Origin of the sequence: Anaerocolumna sp. MB42-C2 (genome assembly GCF_030913705.1) — a bacterium.
In the GTDB taxonomy this organism is placed as follows: domain Bacteria; phylum Bacillota; class Clostridia; order Lachnospirales; family Lachnospiraceae; genus Anaerocolumna.
Genome location: NZ_CP133190.1, coordinates 4,065,563 through 4,083,120 on the forward strand (window position 1 = coordinate 4,065,563; position 17,558 = coordinate 4,083,120).

General features: G+C 37.7%; 11 protein-coding genes and 2 riboswitches. Of the genes, 9 read left to right on the plus strand and 2 right to left on the minus strand.

Annotation, left to right across the window (positions count from 1 at the left end; genetic code table 11):
- Nucleotides 1-205 precede the first annotated feature (205 nt).
- From RBU59_RS18170 to RBU59_RS18190, 5 genes are all read left to right on the plus strand, one after another.
- The gene (locus tag RBU59_RS18170; protein WP_308143902.1) at nt 206-2,644 is read left to right on the plus strand and encodes a GH36-type glycosyl hydrolase domain-containing protein; all 2,439 of its coding nucleotides are present in this window, start codon (nt 206-208) and stop codon (nt 2,642-2,644) included.
- A 172-nt stretch (nt 2,645-2,816) separates the two neighbouring features.
- The gene (locus tag RBU59_RS18175) at nt 2,817-4,385 is read left to right on the plus strand and encodes an ABC transporter substrate-binding protein (RefSeq protein WP_308143903.1); all 1,569 of its coding nucleotides are present in this window, start codon (nt 2,817-2,819) and stop codon (nt 4,383-4,385) included.
- Between the two features lie 31 nt (nt 4,386-4,416).
- Nucleotides 4,417-5,355, plus strand: coding sequence for an ABC transporter permease (locus RBU59_RS18180; protein ID WP_308143904.1), 939 nt, complete (start codon nt 4,417-4,419; stop codon nt 5,353-5,355).
- A 113-nt stretch (nt 5,356-5,468) separates the two neighbouring features.
- Nucleotides 5,469-6,263, plus strand: a complete 795-nt coding sequence (locus RBU59_RS18185; RefSeq protein ID WP_308143905.1) for an ABC transporter permease — start codon at nt 5,469-5,471, stop codon at nt 6,261-6,263.
- A gap of 11 nt (nt 6,264-6,274) precedes the next feature.
- Nucleotides 6,275-7,894: a dipeptide ABC transporter ATP-binding protein gene (locus RBU59_RS18190; RefSeq protein ID WP_308143906.1), complete on the plus strand. Its 1,620-nt coding sequence runs from the start codon at nt 6,275-6,277 to the stop codon at nt 7,892-7,894.
- A gap of 84 nt (nt 7,895-7,978) precedes the next feature.
- On the opposite strand, the gene RBU59_RS18195 is transcribed toward RBU59_RS18190, so the two are convergent.
- Together RBU59_RS18195 and RBU59_RS18200 are read right to left on the minus strand one after the other, a co-directional pair.
- Nucleotides 7,979-8,440: a YaiI/YqxD family protein gene (locus RBU59_RS18195; protein ID WP_308143907.1), complete on the minus strand. Its 462-nt coding sequence runs from the start codon at nt 8,438-8,440 to the stop codon at nt 7,979-7,981.
- Between the two features lie 204 nt (nt 8,441-8,644).
- Entirely contained in the window at nt 8,645-9,196 is a 552-nt protein-coding gene (locus RBU59_RS18200; RefSeq protein WP_308143908.1) for a prolyl-tRNA synthetase associated domain-containing protein, read from the minus strand.
- Between the two features lie 192 nt (nt 9,197-9,388).
- Between RBU59_RS18200 and RBU59_RS18205 the strand changes: the two genes are divergently transcribed.
- From RBU59_RS18205 to RBU59_RS18220, 4 genes are all read left to right on the plus strand, one after another.
- Complete coding sequence (locus RBU59_RS18205) at nt 9,389-11,143, plus strand: ABC transporter ATP-binding protein (protein ID WP_308143909.1); 1,755 nt, start codon at nt 9,389-9,391, stop codon at nt 11,141-11,143.
- A 71-nt stretch (nt 11,144-11,214) separates the two neighbouring features.
- Entirely contained in the window at nt 11,215-12,999 is a 1,785-nt protein-coding gene (locus tag RBU59_RS18210; RefSeq protein ID WP_330698359.1) for an ABC transporter ATP-binding protein, read from the plus strand.
- A 95-nt stretch (nt 13,000-13,094) separates the two neighbouring features.
- Nucleotides 13,095-13,187: riboswitch (NiCo riboswitch) on the plus strand.
- 42 nt (nt 13,188-13,229) lie between these two features.
- A complete protein-coding gene (locus RBU59_RS18215) occupies nt 13,230-14,405 on the plus strand; it encodes a cation diffusion facilitator family transporter (RefSeq protein WP_308143910.1) in 1,176 nt (391 codons plus the stop codon).
- Between the two features lie 80 nt (nt 14,406-14,485).
- Nucleotides 14,486-14,570: riboswitch (NiCo riboswitch) on the plus strand.
- Nucleotides 14,571-14,868: 298 nt separating this feature from the next.
- Nucleotides 14,869-17,430 carry a cation-translocating P-type ATPase gene (locus RBU59_RS18220; RefSeq protein ID WP_308143911.1) on the plus strand — a complete coding sequence of 854 codons (2,562 nt, stop codon included), beginning with the start codon at nt 14,869-14,871 and terminating at the stop codon, nt 17,428-17,430.
- Nucleotides 17,431-17,558: the final 128 nt, after the last annotated feature.

Consider the following 17,558-nt stretch of genomic DNA (forward strand, 5'->3'; position numbering starts at 1 on the left):
TAACATGGCTTTTAGTATATAATTACGACGAGAGAGTACTGATTTTATCAATGAAATACAGATTTTCAGTAAAAAGCACAACGTATGAATCCAGAGTATATAAAATTACATAGAACTAAAATTTTAGATTCTGTTTTCAATGCGAAAGTTTTAGTAAAGCAACAGATGTTATAATAAAAAATATCTGCAGAAAAGGAGAATAAGAATGAAATACGGTTTTTTTGATGACACAAAAAAAGAATATGTAATAACTACCCCAACGACTCCTTACCCTTGGATTAATTATTTAGGTTCACAGGAGTTTTTCTCATTAATTTCTAATACGGCCGGAGGATACAGCTTTTATAAAGATGCTAAATTAAGGAGAATTACCCGTTTCCGTTACAATAATGTACCTTTGGATTTAGGCGGCGGTCGTTACTACTATTTATACGATAACGGTGATTTCTGGTCACCGGGATGGGCTCCTGCCAAGAAAGAATTAGACCATTATGAGTGCCGTCATGGTATGGGTTATACTAAAATTTCAGGCAAAAGAAATGAGATTGAAACAGAAGTAACGTTTTTTGTACCATTAAACTATAATGGTGAAGTTCATAAAGTAGTAGTTAAAAATACGGGAAATAAGAAAAAAGAAGTGAAATTATTCTCCTTTATTGAATGGTGCTTGTGGAATGCTCAGGATGATCAGACAAATTTCCAGAGAAATTTTAATACCGGTGAAGTGGAAATCAAAGGTTCTGTTATTTATCATAAAACGGAATATAAAGAACGCAGGGATCATTATGCTTTCTTTTCTGTAAATGCGCCAATCGAAGGCTTTGATTCCGACAGAGAGAGTTTTATAGGAACTTATAATGGCTTTGAAAATCCTCAGGTGGTAGCTTCCGGTAAACCGAACAATTCGGTTGCGGATGGATGGTCACCTATAGCATCCCATTGTCTGGCTTTATCCTTAGAACCCGGTGAAACAAAAGAGTTAGTATTTATATTAGGTTATGTGGAAAATCCGTTAGAAGAAAAATGGGAATCCAAAAATGTAATTAATAAGAAAAAAGCAGAAGATATGATAGCTAAATTTTCCCATAGTGCCGCAGTTGATCAAGCATTGGAAGAATTGGCTGTATATTGGGATGGATTATTGTCAAAATATACCATTATTTCAAAAGATGATAAATTAAACAGAATGGTAAATATATGGAACCAGTATCAATGTATGGTTACTTTCAACTTGTCCAGAAGTGCATCTTATTTTGAATCCGGTATCGGAAGAGGTATGGGCTTCCGCGATTCCAACCAGGATTTGTTGGGTTTCTTACATCAGATTCCGGACCGTGCAAGGGAAAGAATTATAGATTTAGCCTCTACTCAATTAGAAGACGGCGGTGCTTATCATCAATACCAGCCGCTCACTAAGAGAGGCAATGATGAAATCGGCGGTAACTTTAATGATGACCCGTTATGGCTGATTCTGGCAGTTGTGGCTTATATTAAGGAAACCGGTGATTATACGATTCTTGATGTGAAAACTCCGTTTGACAATGACGAATCCGTAGCGGCACCTCTCTCAGACCATATTAAGAGATCTTTTGACCATGTAATTAATAATGTAGGTCCTCATGGCTTACCGTTAATCGGCAGAGCAGACTGGAATGACTGTTTGAACTTAAACTGTTTCTCCATGGAACCGGGTGAATCATTCCAGACAACAACCAGCAAAGATGGCAGGGTTGCTGAATCTGTTATGATTGCAGGTATGTTTGTTTATATCGGAAATGAATATGCAAAACTGATGGAAAAGGTCGGTAATCAGGCAGAAGCTGACAGAGCAAATAAAGAAGTAAGCAAAATGAAAGATGTCATTATGGAACATGGCTTTGATGGTGAGTGGTTCCTTAGAGCTTATGATGATTATGGTAAAAAAATCGGCAGCAACGAATGTGAAGAAGGTAAAATATTTATTGAATCACAAGGTTTCTGCGTAATGGGCGGCTGCGGAATCAAAGACGGTAAAGCCATAAAAGCTTTGGATGCAGTGGAGGAAAGACTTGGTACAAAATATGGCTTGGTTCTGAATAATCCGGCATTTACGAAATATTATGTAGAATATGGTGAAATCTCCACATATCCGGCCGGATATAAAGAAAATGCAGGTATCTTCTGTCATAATAACGCGTGGATTATGTGTGCGGAAGCAGTTGTTGGCCGGGGTGATAAAGCATTTGATTATTATACAAGAATTGCTCCGGCTTATACGGAAGAGTACAGTGAAATTCATAGAATGGAACCGTATGTATATTCCCAGATGGTAGCAGGTAAAGATGCAAAGCGATTCGGAGAAGCTAAGAATTCCTGGCTGACCGGTACGGCTTCCTGGAACTTTGTAGCTATTACCCAGTTTATATTAGGTATTATACCGGAATATGACGGACTGATGGTAAATCCTGCGATACCGGCTTCCTGGGACGGATATCAGGTAACCAGACACTTCAGGGGAGATATTTTAAAGATTACGATTAAAAATCCAAACCATGTATCTGCCGGTGTGGCTAAGATGACCGTGGACGGTAAAGAAGTTTCCGACAATATAGTGCCTGTGTTTGGTGATGGTAAGGAACATGGAGTAGAAGTAATATTAGGATAATAATGGATATTCACGAGTTCCACCATAACTTATGAGTATAGATAGGACCAAAAGAAACGTCAAAGGAGAAAAACCTTTGGCGTTTCTTTTATAAAAAATTTTATTTACACCCTTGAAATTTTTAAGAATTAAGTTTATTATGAATTATAAAATTTCATAAGGAGGAGTTATTATGATAAAGAGAAGTCGTTTCACTTTATTCATGCTCATGATGCTGGTACTATCTATTGCACTTTACGGATGTGGAGGCGGTAAGACAAGTACGGATGATGAGAAAGCTCCTGCTGATGAACAGTCTTCAGAGCAACCGGTTAACGGTGGCTCAGTAGTAGTAGGAATTCCACAGGATTTGGATAGTCTTGACCCACACAAAGCAGTTGCGGCAGGAACTAAAGAAGTTTTATTCAATGTTTTTGAAGGGCTTGTAAAGCCTGATAAAGATGGAAATTTAGTTCCGGCTGTTGCAGAAAGTTATGATATATCCACGGATGGTAAGGTTTATACCTTTAAACTCCGCAAGGGTGTTAAATTTCATAACGGTAATCTGGTAACAGCTGACGACATCGTATATTCATTAAAGAGATGCGCCGGTTTGCTAGATACAACAGATTCTGCTGTTGTGGTCGAATCGGCGCTTACTAACGTTTCAGACGTAAAAAAGGTGGATGAAACAACAGTAGAAGTGAATCTTAAAGAAGCCGATACGGAATTAATCGGTTATCTGACCGGTGCAATCATTCCGAAAGACTATGACAAACAGGACACGGCGCCAATTGGTACCGGTCCGTTTAAATTTGTATCCTACACACCTATGGAAAGTTTTGTAGTAGAAAAAAATGAAGACTATTATCAAGCAGGAAAACCATATTTAGACAAAGTTACTTTTAAAATTATTCCCAATGCGGATTCTGCCGTAACGGAATTATTAGCAGGCTCGGTTGATATCTTCCCACAGCTTACCGATACTTTGGCAGAACAGTTAAAAGATACCTTTACCATATTAGAGGGACATATGAATCTGGTACAGGGACTATTTTTAAACAATAAGGCAGAACCTTTTAATAACGTAAAGGTAAGACAGGCATTAAATTATGCTATTGATAAGCAGGCAATCCTTGATCTGGTAGCCGGAGGAAGAGGCAGAATTATCGGAAGTAATATGTTTCCGGGATTTGTCAAGTATTATGAAGATTTAGCAGATAAATATCCCTATGATATACAGAAAGCCAAGGATTTACTTACGGAGGCCGGATATCCGGACGGTTTTACCTTTACCATAACCGTGCCCTCTAATTATAAATTCCATGTTGATACGGCTCAGGTTATCGTAGAACAATTAAAACAAGTCGGAATAACTGCTAATATTCAACAGATTGAATGGGCCAGCTGGATAAGCGACGTCTACGTAGGCAGAAATTATGAATCCACAATTATAGGACTGGATGCAAAACTGGCTGCAAGAGATGTATTGGAACGTTATGATTCCAAGGCGGAAAATAATTTTGTTAATTACAGCAACCCGCAATATGATGATATCTTAGGTAAAGCAATCGCTTCCTTAGATGATAAAGAAAAAATTAATTACTATAAGAGCCTGCAGACCATGTTAAGTGAAGATGCGGCAGCTGTATATATTCAAGACCCCGCATTACTGGTGGCTGTAAATCCGAAATTGGGTGGATACACCTTCTATCCGGTTTATGTTCAGGATATGGCGTCTGTTTATTTTAAAGCGGAATAGAGAAAAGTGAAAGTTAAGGAGGAGTTATCAGATGAAATATATAATCAGAAAATTTACTGCATTAATCTTAACTCTTCTCCTTGTTTCTTTTTTCACCTTTATTGCATTTCAGGTCATTCCGGGGGACAGCGCAGTAGCTTCCCTTGGGACCTCTGCAACAAAAGAAGCCATTGAAGCGCTGCGGGAGGAAATGGGCCTTAATAAAAACATCGTTGTGAGATATGTAAGCTGGTTAGGTAATGCTCTTAAGGGTGATTTTGGGACATCCTTACAGTTTAATATGCCAGTAAGCAATCTTATAAAGGACCGTATGCCGGTTACTATTTGGCTGGCTGTTTTATCCATTGTATTTATTTTAATCTTATCCATCCCACTGGGAATAGAGTCTGCCAAAAAAGAGGGGGGATTACCGGATCGTATTATCACTTTATTAACCCATACGGCGATGGCAATTCCTCCTTTTTTCTTAGGTATTATTATAACATTATTATTTGGACTGGTATTAAAATGGTATACTCCGGGTAAATATGTGGGTTTTAAAGAAAATTTCGGTCAATTTATAAGATATTTGATCTATCCGGCTATTGCAATTGCCATACCTAAGATTGCGATGGTAGTTAAGTTCTTAAGAAGCTCTCTGATAAGACAGCTTAAGATGGATTATGTAAGGACCGCAAGGAGTAAAGGAAATCAGGAAAATGTAATATTATACCGGCATGTCTTAAAAAATGCTTTTATTCCAGTTATCACTTTTATTGCTATGGTTATTGCAGATGTTCTGGCAGGCAGTATAATTATTGAACAGGTTTTTGGATTACCCGGTTTAGGAAGGATGTTGGTTACAGCCATTTCCAACAGGGATTTCCCTGTAGTGCAGGCAATTGTATTGTATATAGCTGCAGTTGTCATTATCATTAATTTTATGGTGGATGTTTTATATCAATGGATTGACCCAAGGGTAGACCTGTAATTTTAAAATACTGATTTAAGCATCGGCAGATCTGTAAGCAGACTTTAATTACAAATAACCGAATAAAAATAAATGAGTGATTTGCAGAAGAAACTACATAAGGAGAAGCTTGGGTGAACAGAAGAAAATATAAGTATGACTTTAATTTCATAGTAGGGATTGTGATTATCAGTATTGTTCTTATCTTTGTTATCGCGGGTGTTTTCTATACTCCCTATGATCCCAATAAGATGGACGGAGCCGTTAAAAATCTAGCTCCTAACCTGGCACATCCTTTTGGTACGGATAACTTCGGACGGGATATATTAAGCCGGGTTATGTCCGGTGCAAAAACGACCTTTTTTGTTGCTATCTCTACGGTGGTCATCGGTGCTGTGGCAGGTACTTTTATCGGTGCCCTAACCGGATATTACGGAGGTATTCTGGACGAGATTCTCATGCGTATTAATGACGGCTTGACTTCTTTTCCCAGTATCCTGTTAGCCTTGGTGTTTGTAAGTATTATTGGCCCGGGCAAATACAATGTAATCATTGCATTAGGGATCATCTTTATTCCCAGTTTTGCCAGAGTGGTAAGAAGTGAATATATTGCTTTAAAACAGATGGATTTTGTTAAGAATGCCAAATTAATGGGAGCAGGCGATTTTCGCATTATGTTTGTCCATATTTTACCCAATACAAAGCTCATTTTATTGTCTTCTGTTACGATTGGTTTTAATAATGCTGTTTTGGCAGAAGCAGGAATGAGTTATCTTCAATTGGGAGTTCAGCCTCCGGATGCCAGTCTTGGAAGAATGTTATCCGAAGGTCAGACCTACCTGTTTAATGCTCCCTGGTATGCATTGGCTCCCGGTTTAATGATTGTTTTGACAGTATTAGGCTTCAGCCTGATTAATGAAAGGATGTGAGAGGTTTGTTGATGGAAACGAATCAAAAAAAAGCAGACTCCATATTGGATATTAATCAGCTTACCATTGGATTTTATCAAAAAGGTAATATTAATAAAGTAGTAAATAATGTTTCTTTTAAATTACAGGAGGGTGAAATCCTTGGAATCGTGGGGGAGTCCGGCTCCGGTAAAACCATGACAGCATTGGCAGTTATGGGATTATTATCTAAATCGGCATCTGTGTTAAACGGCAGTATCGTATTTGCCGGTTCGGATTTATTAAAACTTAACAATGAGGAATTAAGAAAATTAAAGGGAAAACAGGAAGCAATGATTTTTCAGGAACCGATGACCTCATTAAATCCTGTTATGATCGTTGGTTCACAGATAGAGGAAATGCTGATTCTTCATGAAAGTGAGTTAAAAGCAGACCAAAGAAAAGAGAGAGTCCTGTCTGCTTTAACAGAAGCGGGGCTTACCGATGCAAAAACTCTGTTTTATAAATATCCCCATCAATTATCCGGTGGTATGCGCCAGAGAGTGATGATTGCAATGGCTATGATATTAAAGCCCCAACTTTTAATAGCTGATGAACCAACTACAGCTTTGGACGTAACCATTCAGGCACAGATTTTATCTCTGATACAAACCTTAAGTAAAGAGTATGGTGTTTCTGTTTTATTAATATCCCATGATTTAGGAGTTATTCAGAAAATATGTAACAGGGCTATTGTTATGCAAAACGGTGAGATCGTTGAAGAAGGACTGATTTCTGCCTTGTTTAAGAATCCGGAAAAAGAATACACGAAAAATCTTATTGCCGCCAGAACAGAACTTCTTATGAGATCAGAGGACAGCAGCTCAGAAGCAAATAATATAGATGAAATAAATCAGTCAAAACGAAATGCCGATCAATCAGGATCTATTCTGGAAGTACAGAATTTATCGGTATTCTACGAAGAAAAGGGCAAAAAGTTATTTGAGAAGAAAAGAAAGAAACAGGTAGTAAAGAACGTTTCTTTTTATATAAATTCAGGTGAAGTGTTAGGTATTGTAGGTGAAAGCGGAAGCGGGAAATCTACCCTTGCAAAAGCAGTGGTCGGACTAATAAAGAGTAAAACCGGAGAAATCAATTTAAAAGAAGCCAAACCCCAGATGGTCTTCCAGGATCCTTATGGCAGCTTAAATCCTGCTAAAAAAATAAGCTGGATATTGGAGGAACCTTTAAGATTAGCCAAAGACAAAAATTCAAAGGAACGAAAAAAAAAGGTATTAAAGATATTAAGGGAGGTTGGCCTGGATGAGAGTTATGCAGACCGGTATCTTTCAGAGTTGAGCGGCGGGCAGCGCCAGAGGGTGGCGATTGGTGCAGCCTTGATCCAGAATTCCAAATTCATAGTTCTGGATGAACCTGTATCTGCACTGGATGTTACAGTACAGGCTCAAATACTGGAACTATTAAAGAAACTCCAAAAGGAATATAATTTAACCTATTTATTCATATCTCATGATTTAAATGTAATCCACAGGATGTGTGACAGGGTTTGTGTCATGTATCGGGGGGAATTGGTAGAAACTGCATCTGCAGAAAGCTTATTCCATAATCCTAAACATCCTTACAGCCAGAAATTATTAGATGCTGTGCTATAAGATGCAGTATAAACAACACTTATCATAAGTCAGGAATTATTTACTGAATGAATCATAACAAAGAAAAATTATAGTATCTCTTCTTTAGTTAACCGGAGCAGAATTAGAGGAATACCACTCCCGGCATAGGGACGAAAATGCTGCTTCGAATTTCTCGTCATCTTCTCTGGAACGTTTTTTCATAGAGCTGGTGCGGCCTCCGGCTCTTCTTAACTTTTTGGAGAGGTGGCGTTCATACATAAGCAGGTCTATATTTTCTTCTGTATAATATTTTCCGTTTTGATTAATTGCATAGGCACGTTTTCCCAAAGCCATGGAGGCTACGCCGTAATCCTGTGTAACTACAATATCCCCGGATTCCGTTCGGTTAATAAGAGCAATATCAACCGCATCGGGGGCTTTACTTACCTGAATGATTTTACTGTATTCCGATTCCAGTATATGACTGGTATCAATTACCATGATAACAGGTATAAAATATTTCTTAGCTACTTTTTCTATAATCTGTTTTACTGGGCAAGCATCTGCATCCACTAATATTTTCATAATGTCTGACCTCTCATTCTGCATTTATTCATTCTATAATCAAGACACAAAAACCAAAATTTAAATATAATACTTTCTTCATTATACCGGATTGCTTAGCTTATTATGACTATTAAAATTAAAATATACACGGCGCAAAAGCGGCGTCATTTCACAGAAACTAAAAGATGATTTCTGTGAAGTTTGTATTTTATACAGGAACTGCTATAAATCCACTATAATAGGTACATGGTTAACATAGGGAAGAAATTTATCCAATAAATCAGTCATTTTAATCTTCAGGCTTGAAGTATTAATACAGGGATGGCAGCCAACGGATTCCTGTGTTAAAATATCTCTGTCTATTAATAATTGAACCCGGTTATCTTTATCATTCATTAGTCCAAGCACACTGACGGAACCCGGAGTAATATCAAGAAATTTTTCCATGTATTCCGGAGCGGCAAAAGATAATCTGGAGGTATTAATTTGTCTGGTTAAATCAGCAGTACGGAATTTTTTATTTCCCGGCATCAGCAGTAAATAGAAGTTAGTTTTTTGTGCGTTGCATAAAAATAAGTTTTTACAGATTACGATTTCCAACATAACCTCTACTTCAAGACAGGATTCAATCGTAGCCGTCACCTCATGATCCACGCGAATATAAGGAATATCAAGTTCTTCCAGCATATCATAAACCTTTAGCTCTTTCTCTAACCTGCCCTCTGTATCCGGTCTTGTGGTATAAAGGTTAGGATCTATATATAAACCAGCCAAAATAAAGCCTCCTTTGTATTAATTTCAGTGCATAAATAATAGTTTGTCATTAAATATTAGTTTAACATATAATTGGAAAAATGTAAGCAGTAAAGTAAAAAACAATTGAAATATTCTTGCAAATGATAGATAATATATAGACATTCAAAATAGTAGAAAATAAATAATTAAATGGGGAAGGCGGGAGCTTAATTGAAAGAAAAAAATATTATATTTTTGTATCTTAATAAGTATAAGTGGAAATATCTTCTGGGTATTATTACTTTATTTATTGTAGATTTTATGAATTTATACATACCACAATTTACCGGTGAAATAACAGATGGCCTAAAGGATAAAACCATGGATATGAATGGTGTTATTCAGGGTATTATTAAGATTCTGCTTGTAGGCCTGGTTCTTGCAGTTGGCAGATTCGCATGGAGGTACTTTATTTTTGGCTCCGCTCGTGCGATTGAATATGATCTACGTAATGATATGTTTGCCCACCTGGAGAGATTGTCCATGGGATATTATAATAAGAATAAAACAGGAGATTTGATGGCCCATTTTACCAATGACTTAAATGCAATACGTATGTCGGCCGGTCCGGCTGTCATTACCTCTTTTGATGCCATTATCATGACACTAATGGTATTAACCAAAATGATTTTATATGTCAATATCCGTCTGACACTTCTTGCTGTAATCCCTTTAATTTTTATTGCAATTGGCGGAGTATATTATGGCCGATCTGCCGAAAAGCGTTTTGCCGAAAAACAAAAAGCATTTTCTGATTTAACAGATCAGGTACAGGAAAGTATATCCGGTATTCGGGTAGTTAAGGCTTTTGTGCAGGAAAGACAGGAGTTAAAAGCTTTTGCGAGGGCAAATCAGGAAAATAAAGATAAAAATATGAAAGTGGTTAAATTACAAGCGACCATAATGCCGTTATTAGATATTGTAATCGGATTATCCAGTTTAATTACTCTGCTGTACGGAGGTTACTTAACGATTACAGGCACCATTACCCTGGGAAGATTTATTGCGTTTAACCAGTATATAAATATGCTGGTATGGCCTATGATTGCAGCCGGTGACAGTGTGACTTTCTTTTCACAGGGAACGGCTTCTATTAAAAGAATTCAGAATATCTTTAGGCAACAGCCGGAAGTATATGACGAACCGGATATAACCGATTATAAAATTAATCATTTAGAAGGCGAGATAGAATTTAATCACCTTGACTTTCGGTTTACAGCACAAACACCTGAGGTATTAAAAGGAATTAATCTGAAAGCAGATAAGGGAAGTACTCTGGCTATCCTGGGTCGGACAGGAAGCGGCAAAACAGCGATAGCGAATTTACTGCTGCGTTTATATAATGCAGAACCGGGTATGATAACAATAGACGGTATTGATATTCATAAAATTCCTTTAAAAGTATTAAGGGAAAATATTGCATATGTACCCCAGGATAATTTTCTGTTTTCAGATACCCTTAAGAATAATATAGCCTTTGGTGCATCCACAAAGGATATTGAAACAGTACAAAAAGCAGCCAGAGATGCATGTATTCATGATAATATCATGGATTTTCCGGGAAATTATGATACTTTAGTCGGAGAGAGGGGCGTTACTTTATCCGGCGGACAGAAACAGAGAAGCTCAATTGCAAGGGCATTGATGAAAGATGCACCAATCCTGATTTTAGATGATTCCTTATCAGCGGTGGATACCAATACGGAGGAACAGATACTGAAGAATCTGAAAAATAACAGGGAAGGTAAAACAACTATTATTATAGCTCATCGTATATCTACGATTCAAAATGCGGACAAGATTCTTGTGCTGGAGGAAGGCAGGATGGCAGAATACGGTACACATGAAGAATTATTGAACAAACAGGGAATTTATTCAAAAATGTATGAAAAGCAGCAATTGGAAAAACAACTGGAGGCAGTATGATTCCTTGAAACAGGAAAGCTTTGGGCTAGCTTACATAAAACGGATTTGTGTGTTAAAGGAAAAAACACAAATTGGAAAGGTATGTTATTAATATGTCTAAGAGAAATGAAATTGATTATGAAAGATCCATTCATGGCAGTGTCTTAAAGCGTTTAATGGCCTATGTGAAACCATATTGGCACTTTATGACTTTATCCTTTATTCTGGTATTATGTATAACCGGGTTTGAATTATACCGCCCGATTTTAGTAGGAAAAGCGATTGATTTATTCACAGGAACGGGTAATTTTAATGATATAAAGAATATTGCATTGATCTATTTGTTCGTATTAATGGGAAGTTTTGTCTGTAATTTTCTGCAGACCTGGATACTGCAATTAACAGGCCAGAGTATTATTTATAATATCAGACAGGAAGTATTTGAACATGTACATAATTTATCCCTGCGATTTTTTGATATAACACCGGTAGGGCGGATTGTAACCCGTATAACCAACGATGTAGAAGCCTTAAATGAAATGTATGCCAATATATTAGTAAAGTTATTTAAGAATTCCGTTAAGATCCTTGGGTTAGCCCTGGTTATGATAAGCATAGATGTAAAATTATCTGTCTATGGATTTCTTCTTCTACCTTTGATTATTGGACTTACCATACTGTTTAAATCTATATCCAGAGCTACCTACAGGCAGGTAAGAACAAAAATAACAGTGATTAATACATATTTATCGGAACATTTATCCGGAATGAAACTGATTCAGATATTTGCCAGAGAGAAAGAAAAATACGAAGAATTTAAAGGGAAGAGTACAGAATTATTTCAGGCAAACTATAAAGAAATGATGGTGTTTGCCATATTCCGTCCCTCCATCTATATGCTTTCCGTTATAGCTTTGGCAATTATTATCGGGGTAGGCGGCGATTCCGTATTAAAAGGGGTTATTTCCATTGGAACATTGTATGTATTTATTCAGTACATTGGCTCTTTTTTTGATCCGATTCAGGAATTGGCAGAACAGCTGGGAACTCTTCAGTCGGCGATGGCTTCGGCAGAAAAGATATTTACCATTATAGATGAAAAACCTCTGATCGTTAATCCAAACGAACCTAAAAATCTATCGGAAGTGAAGGGACGTATTGAATTTGACCATGTCTGGTTTGCTTATGAAGGAGAAAACTGGATTCTTAAGGATGTTAGCTTTGTTATTGAGCCGGGGCAGCGTGCTGCATTTGTGGGAGCTACAGGGGCCGGTAAATCTTCCATCCTTAATTTAATCGGAAGATATTATGATATACAAAGGGGTAAGATAACCATAGACGGTGTAGATATTAAGGAACTAAGCACGGATCAGCTTAGAGGTGCAATCGGACAGGTACAGCAGGATGTATTTATTTTTACCGGTGATATAAAGAGTAATATCAGATTGAAAAAAGATTCCATATCCGATGAGGAGGTAAAACAGGCGGCACAATACGTCAATGCAGCCGGCTTCATTGAGAACTTAAACGATACCTACGAAGAAGCTGTAACAGAAAGAGGGGCAACCTTATCTGCAGGTCAGAGGCAGCTATTATCTTTTGCAAGAACTTTGGCATATGATCCGTCTATTCTGGTAATGGACGAAGCGACTGCCAATATTGATACTGAAACAGAACAGATTATACAGGATGCCCTGGAAAAATTAATGAAGGGACGAACTACAATTATGGTGGCACACCGCTTATCTACCATACAGCATGCAGATAAAATTCTGGTTATGCATAAAGGGCAGATCAGGGAAACCGGAACTCATCAGGAATTACTGAATGTCGGAGGTATCTATAAGAAATTATATGAATTGCAGTTACAATCTTAGTCAATTGGAAAATTCTGATTGACAAACAAATCAGCCTATATTATAATTCAAGCAATATCTCTTTGCACTGCATAACGCTAAATACGCGCAGATCTACAGTACAAACTGAGCAGGCAATGGATCGTTAAGATTCATAGGGCTGGGCCGTTAAGGCAACAGATGACTAATCACGCATCTGTGGGACAGTAGTATGTTCCATAGATGTGTTTTTTTTCCCCGGGAGGAATTCAATGACGCAATTATTAGTGAAATTATTTGTAAAAGACTATACCAGTACTGAAAAGAGTAAGGTTAGGACCGCTTATGGAGTTTTAACGAGTATAGTAGGTATTATCTGCAATATCATCTTATTTGGTACAAAGCTTGTAATCGGACTGATTATTAATAGTATTTCTGTTATGGCGGATGCCTTTAACAATTTATCGGATGCGGCGTCCTCTATAATCGGCTTGGTCGGAGTGAAACTTGCGGAACGTCCGGCTGATAAGGAGCACCCTTTTGGACATGGCAGATTTGAATATATTACTGCTTTTGCCGTTTCCTTCTTGATTTTGCAGGTTGGGTTTTCCTGCTTTAAAAGTGCATTTACCAAAATACTTCATCCGGAGGAAGTAGGATTTAATTTGCTTCTGGTTGGAATTTTATGCATTTCAGTTTTAATTAAATTATGGTTATCTCTTTTAAACCGTTCACTTGGAAAGAAAATTAATTCTAATGTAATGAAAGCCACTGCTACGGATGCGCTTGGTGACGTTATGATAACCACGACTACTATAGTATCAGTCATTATCGGAAAGTTGACCGGTTTTAAGGTGGACGGCTGGATGGGTGTTATTGTATCCGTATTTGTAATACTGGCAGGGTTCAATATTGCAAGAGAAACCCTGGAACCACTTCTTGGAGAAGCAGTGGACCGGGAAGTATATGAAGCAATTACGAAAAAGGTGGAGGGATATGAGGGGATTATTGGAAGCCATGACCTTATTGTGCATAATTACGGCCCCTCCCATACGATGGCTACGATTCATGCGGAGGTACCCAATGATGTGAATTTGGAGGAAGCTCATGAAACCATAGACCGGATTGAACGGGATATATTAAGAGAAATGGGGATATTTCTTGTTATCCATATGGATCCTATTGAAATAAACGATCAGAAGATTATAGAGAAGAAAGAAGTTGTGGTTCAGGTTGTAAAAGAGCTGGAACCCAAAGCAACCATACATGACTTTAGGGTTGTGAACGGAGAAACCCACATTAATCTTATATTTGATCTAGTTGTACCTTTTTCTTATAATGAGCAGCAGGAACAGGAACTGCTGCTTAAAATTGAAGAAGCTCTTCGCAAAATAGATGAAAGATATCAGATTGTAATAACAATTGAAAATAGTTATATAGCTGAGTAACAAAAAAATGGCCTTTGAATATAGTGATATTATATTATTCATTCTCTTTGCACTGCAAAACGCAAAATATGCGTATATCTACAGTACAAACTGATCAGGCCAATCTTATGTTTGGAGCCGGGCTGTTAAGCAGCAGCGGGTTGTAAAAACACCTGCGGGACAGTAGTTTACTACAAGTGTCCTGCAGGTGTTTTTTTATCGAGAAAAAGTTCATCCTATTCGATAAAAACCCTCCGGGGGAAACACATGACACGCCAAGATATTTGTCACTGAAGTAACAGCGCTTCAGTGCTAAAGTCTGGCGAGCCAGACTCTTTGTTCTTTCACAGGAAAGTCTTTGTGCACTCCTATGAAAAACTTTGACGAATGCAGGCACACACAAACCGGAGAGATTATCCGGTTTTATTTATCAGCAGGAGCAGAAGGTTTTATACCGGGATGAGAACTCATATGGAGGTCTTAGATGAAAAATGTAAACGGAGAAGGTCTATCTACTGCCAGAGTTTATGAATTACAAAAAAAATTCGGTAAGAACGAAATTGTTGCGGAACGTAAAAGATCACTGGTTTTTCGCATAACAGAGGCTGTTCTGGAGCCTATTTTTTTGATGCTTATATTTGCATCGGTTATTTATTTTTTGTTAGGGGAAGCAAATGACGGAATGATTATGTTAATCTTTGTATTTGGAATTATTGTTATGGATGTAGTACAGGAATGGAAAACAGACAGAACCTTAACTGCATTGAAAAATTTATCACAGCCTATGATTGCTGCGGTAAGGGACGGTAAAGTCACAAAGGTACCAAGTATTGAATTAGTACCCGGAGATGTTATATTAGCTGAAGAGGGCAGCAGGATACCGGCAGACGGGTATATATTAACCTCCCATGACTTTTGTACGGATGAAAGTATTTTAACCGGAGAGTCAGGAGATGTATGGAAAACTCCGGCACAAATACTACCCGGTGATAAAAACTCAACAGAACTTACAGCGGAATCACTGGACAATTTAAGAACAGATTATTGTTATGCCGGAACTATGGTAACTCAGGGCAATGCTTCAATTTTAGTCAATAAAACGGGGAATGAAACGGCATACGGGAAAATCGGTTTAAGTATGACGGATATTAAACCGAAATTAACACCTTTGCAGAGACAGATGAAAACTCTTACAAAACATTGTACCATAATTGCAATCTTTTTATTATTTATAGTTAGTTTTGTCACTTATTTTAATCTAACGGATAATAACTTATTGGACCGTGTCATAGAAAGTCTCTTATCCGGTATTGTATTATCACTGTCTATGATACCTGCAGAATTTCCGGTAATTCTTACTGTATTTCTGTCTATGGGAGCATTACGGCTTACTAAAAAACATGCTTTAATACGTAAATTGTCCGCAGCGGAAACTTTAGGTGCTGTTTCTGTAATTTGTGTTGACAAAACAGGTACTATTACGAAAAATCAGATGAGTGTGGAAGAAACGTTTTATTATCAATGTGAGGAGACTTATCTGGCTCAGATAGCAGCTTTAGCCTGTGATAATAATCCATTTGATCCTATGGAAAAAGCAATACTGACCTATTGTGAAAAGCTGGGGCTTAAGAAACAGGATATTTTCGGCAATGATTTTATAAAAGGATACCCATTTACTCAGAAGTGTAAGATCATGACACATGTATGGAAAATAGATGGTACAATTGTCGCAGCGGCAAAAGGTTCTCCGGAATGGCTGATAAGCCACAGTACTCTGCCACCGGAGGAATGCGGTATAATTGAGAATAAAACACATGAATTATTCAAAAAAGGGCTCAGAGTTATTGCGGTGGGGTTGCTGGAGATAAAAGATGAGAGTGAGATACCTTTAGAGGTAACGGAGTATCGATTTACGTTCTGCGGTTTATTGGGATTTATGGATCCGCCTAAAGATTCCATCATGGATGATATAAGAAAATGCAAAGAAGCAGGAATCAGGTTAGTGATGATTACCGGTGACAATGGAGATACGGCGGCTTCTGTCGCTAAGCAGATACAATTTCCCGGCAATCTTAAACCGGTGACAGGAAAAGAACTGGATGAAATATCCGACTCGGATTTACCGGAAATACTAAAGAAAGTTAATATCTTCTCCAGAGTGGTTCCGGAGCAAAAATTACGAATTGTAAAAGGGCTAATAGCAAACGGCGAAATCGTAGCCATGACAGGAGATGGAGTTAATGATGCACCGGCTTTAAAAAATGCGAATATTGGGATTGCAATGGGACTTAAGGGGTCGGAGGTAACGAAAGAAGCTGCCGATTTGATTTTATTGGACGATAATTTTTCGACGATACTGGATTCCGTAGAAGATGGCAGAAGAATTTATGACAACATTCGCAAAGCGATAGGGTATGTTTTCACCATTCATATACCGATTGCATTAATCTGTCTGTTTGGTCCGTTGCTTCATATCCTGCCCTGCAATTTAATGCTGCTGCCTTTACATGTTATTTTGCTGGAATTAATTATGAATCCCACATGTGCTGCAGCAATTGAGCGGCAGCCCTCCGAGGTAAATACGATGAAACGTGGACCAAGAAAACCGGAAGAGCAGCTGTTGACAAAAGAAATACTGATAAAAAGCATCCTGCAAGGCTTAGCAATATTTCTGGGCTCCTTTGGAAGCTATTACTTCTACCTTATAAGATTAGGAGAAAATGCGGCTATAGCAAGGTCTATCGGCCTTAGTGTACTGATCTTATCGAATCTTTTTCTGGTACTTGTGAATGCCTCTGAGAGGGAATCTGTATTCCGTTCTTTTTACAGGATCAAAAGAGAAAAAGGTATTATAGTTGTCCTTGCAACGACTTTCTTTTTATTACTGTTTATATTATATGGACCATTGCAGTCGGTATTATTGTTAAGCCATATAAACTTAAAACTATTCTTTAATACTGTTTTCATTGCTGTCGTATCCGTATTCTGGTATGAATTAATTAAAATAATCAGAAAAAAGTTTACAACTTCTTCTTCCAGTATTTGAGATGATGCTTTACAGCATCATGTTTAAAAGTGTGAAAGCAGGGGCCGCCCTATAAGGAGTTCAGGTAAGTCTGCATTTTGGCAGTATCAATTCGGACGAAAAGGCCAAATAGCCTGAATACACTTACA

Bases quoted from the DNA above. Each gene is read 5' to 3' on its own strand.
- RBU59_RS18170 (WP_308143902.1), top strand. From the start codon at position 206: ATGAAATACGGTTTTTTTGATGACACAAAAAAAGAATATGTAATAACT.
- RBU59_RS18175 (WP_308143903.1), top strand. From the start codon at position 2,817: ATGATAAAGAGAAGTCGTTTCACTTTATTCATGCTCATGATGCTGGTA.
- RBU59_RS18180 (WP_308143904.1), top strand. From the start codon at position 4,417: ATGAAATATATAATCAGAAAATTTACTGCATTAATCTTAACTCTTCTC.
- RBU59_RS18190 (WP_308143906.1), top strand. From the start codon at position 6,275: ATGGAAACGAATCAAAAAAAAGCAGACTCCATATTGGATATTAATCAG.
- RBU59_RS18195 (WP_308143907.1), bottom strand. From the start codon at position 8,440: ATGAAAATATTAGTGGATGCAGATGCTTGCCCAGTAAAACAGATTATA.
- RBU59_RS18215 (WP_308143910.1), top strand. From the start codon at position 13,230: ATGACGCAATTATTAGTGAAATTATTTGTAAAAGACTATACCAGTACT.
- RBU59_RS18220 (WP_308143911.1), top strand. From the start codon at position 14,869: ATGAAAAATGTAAACGGAGAAGGTCTATCTACTGCCAGAGTTTATGAA.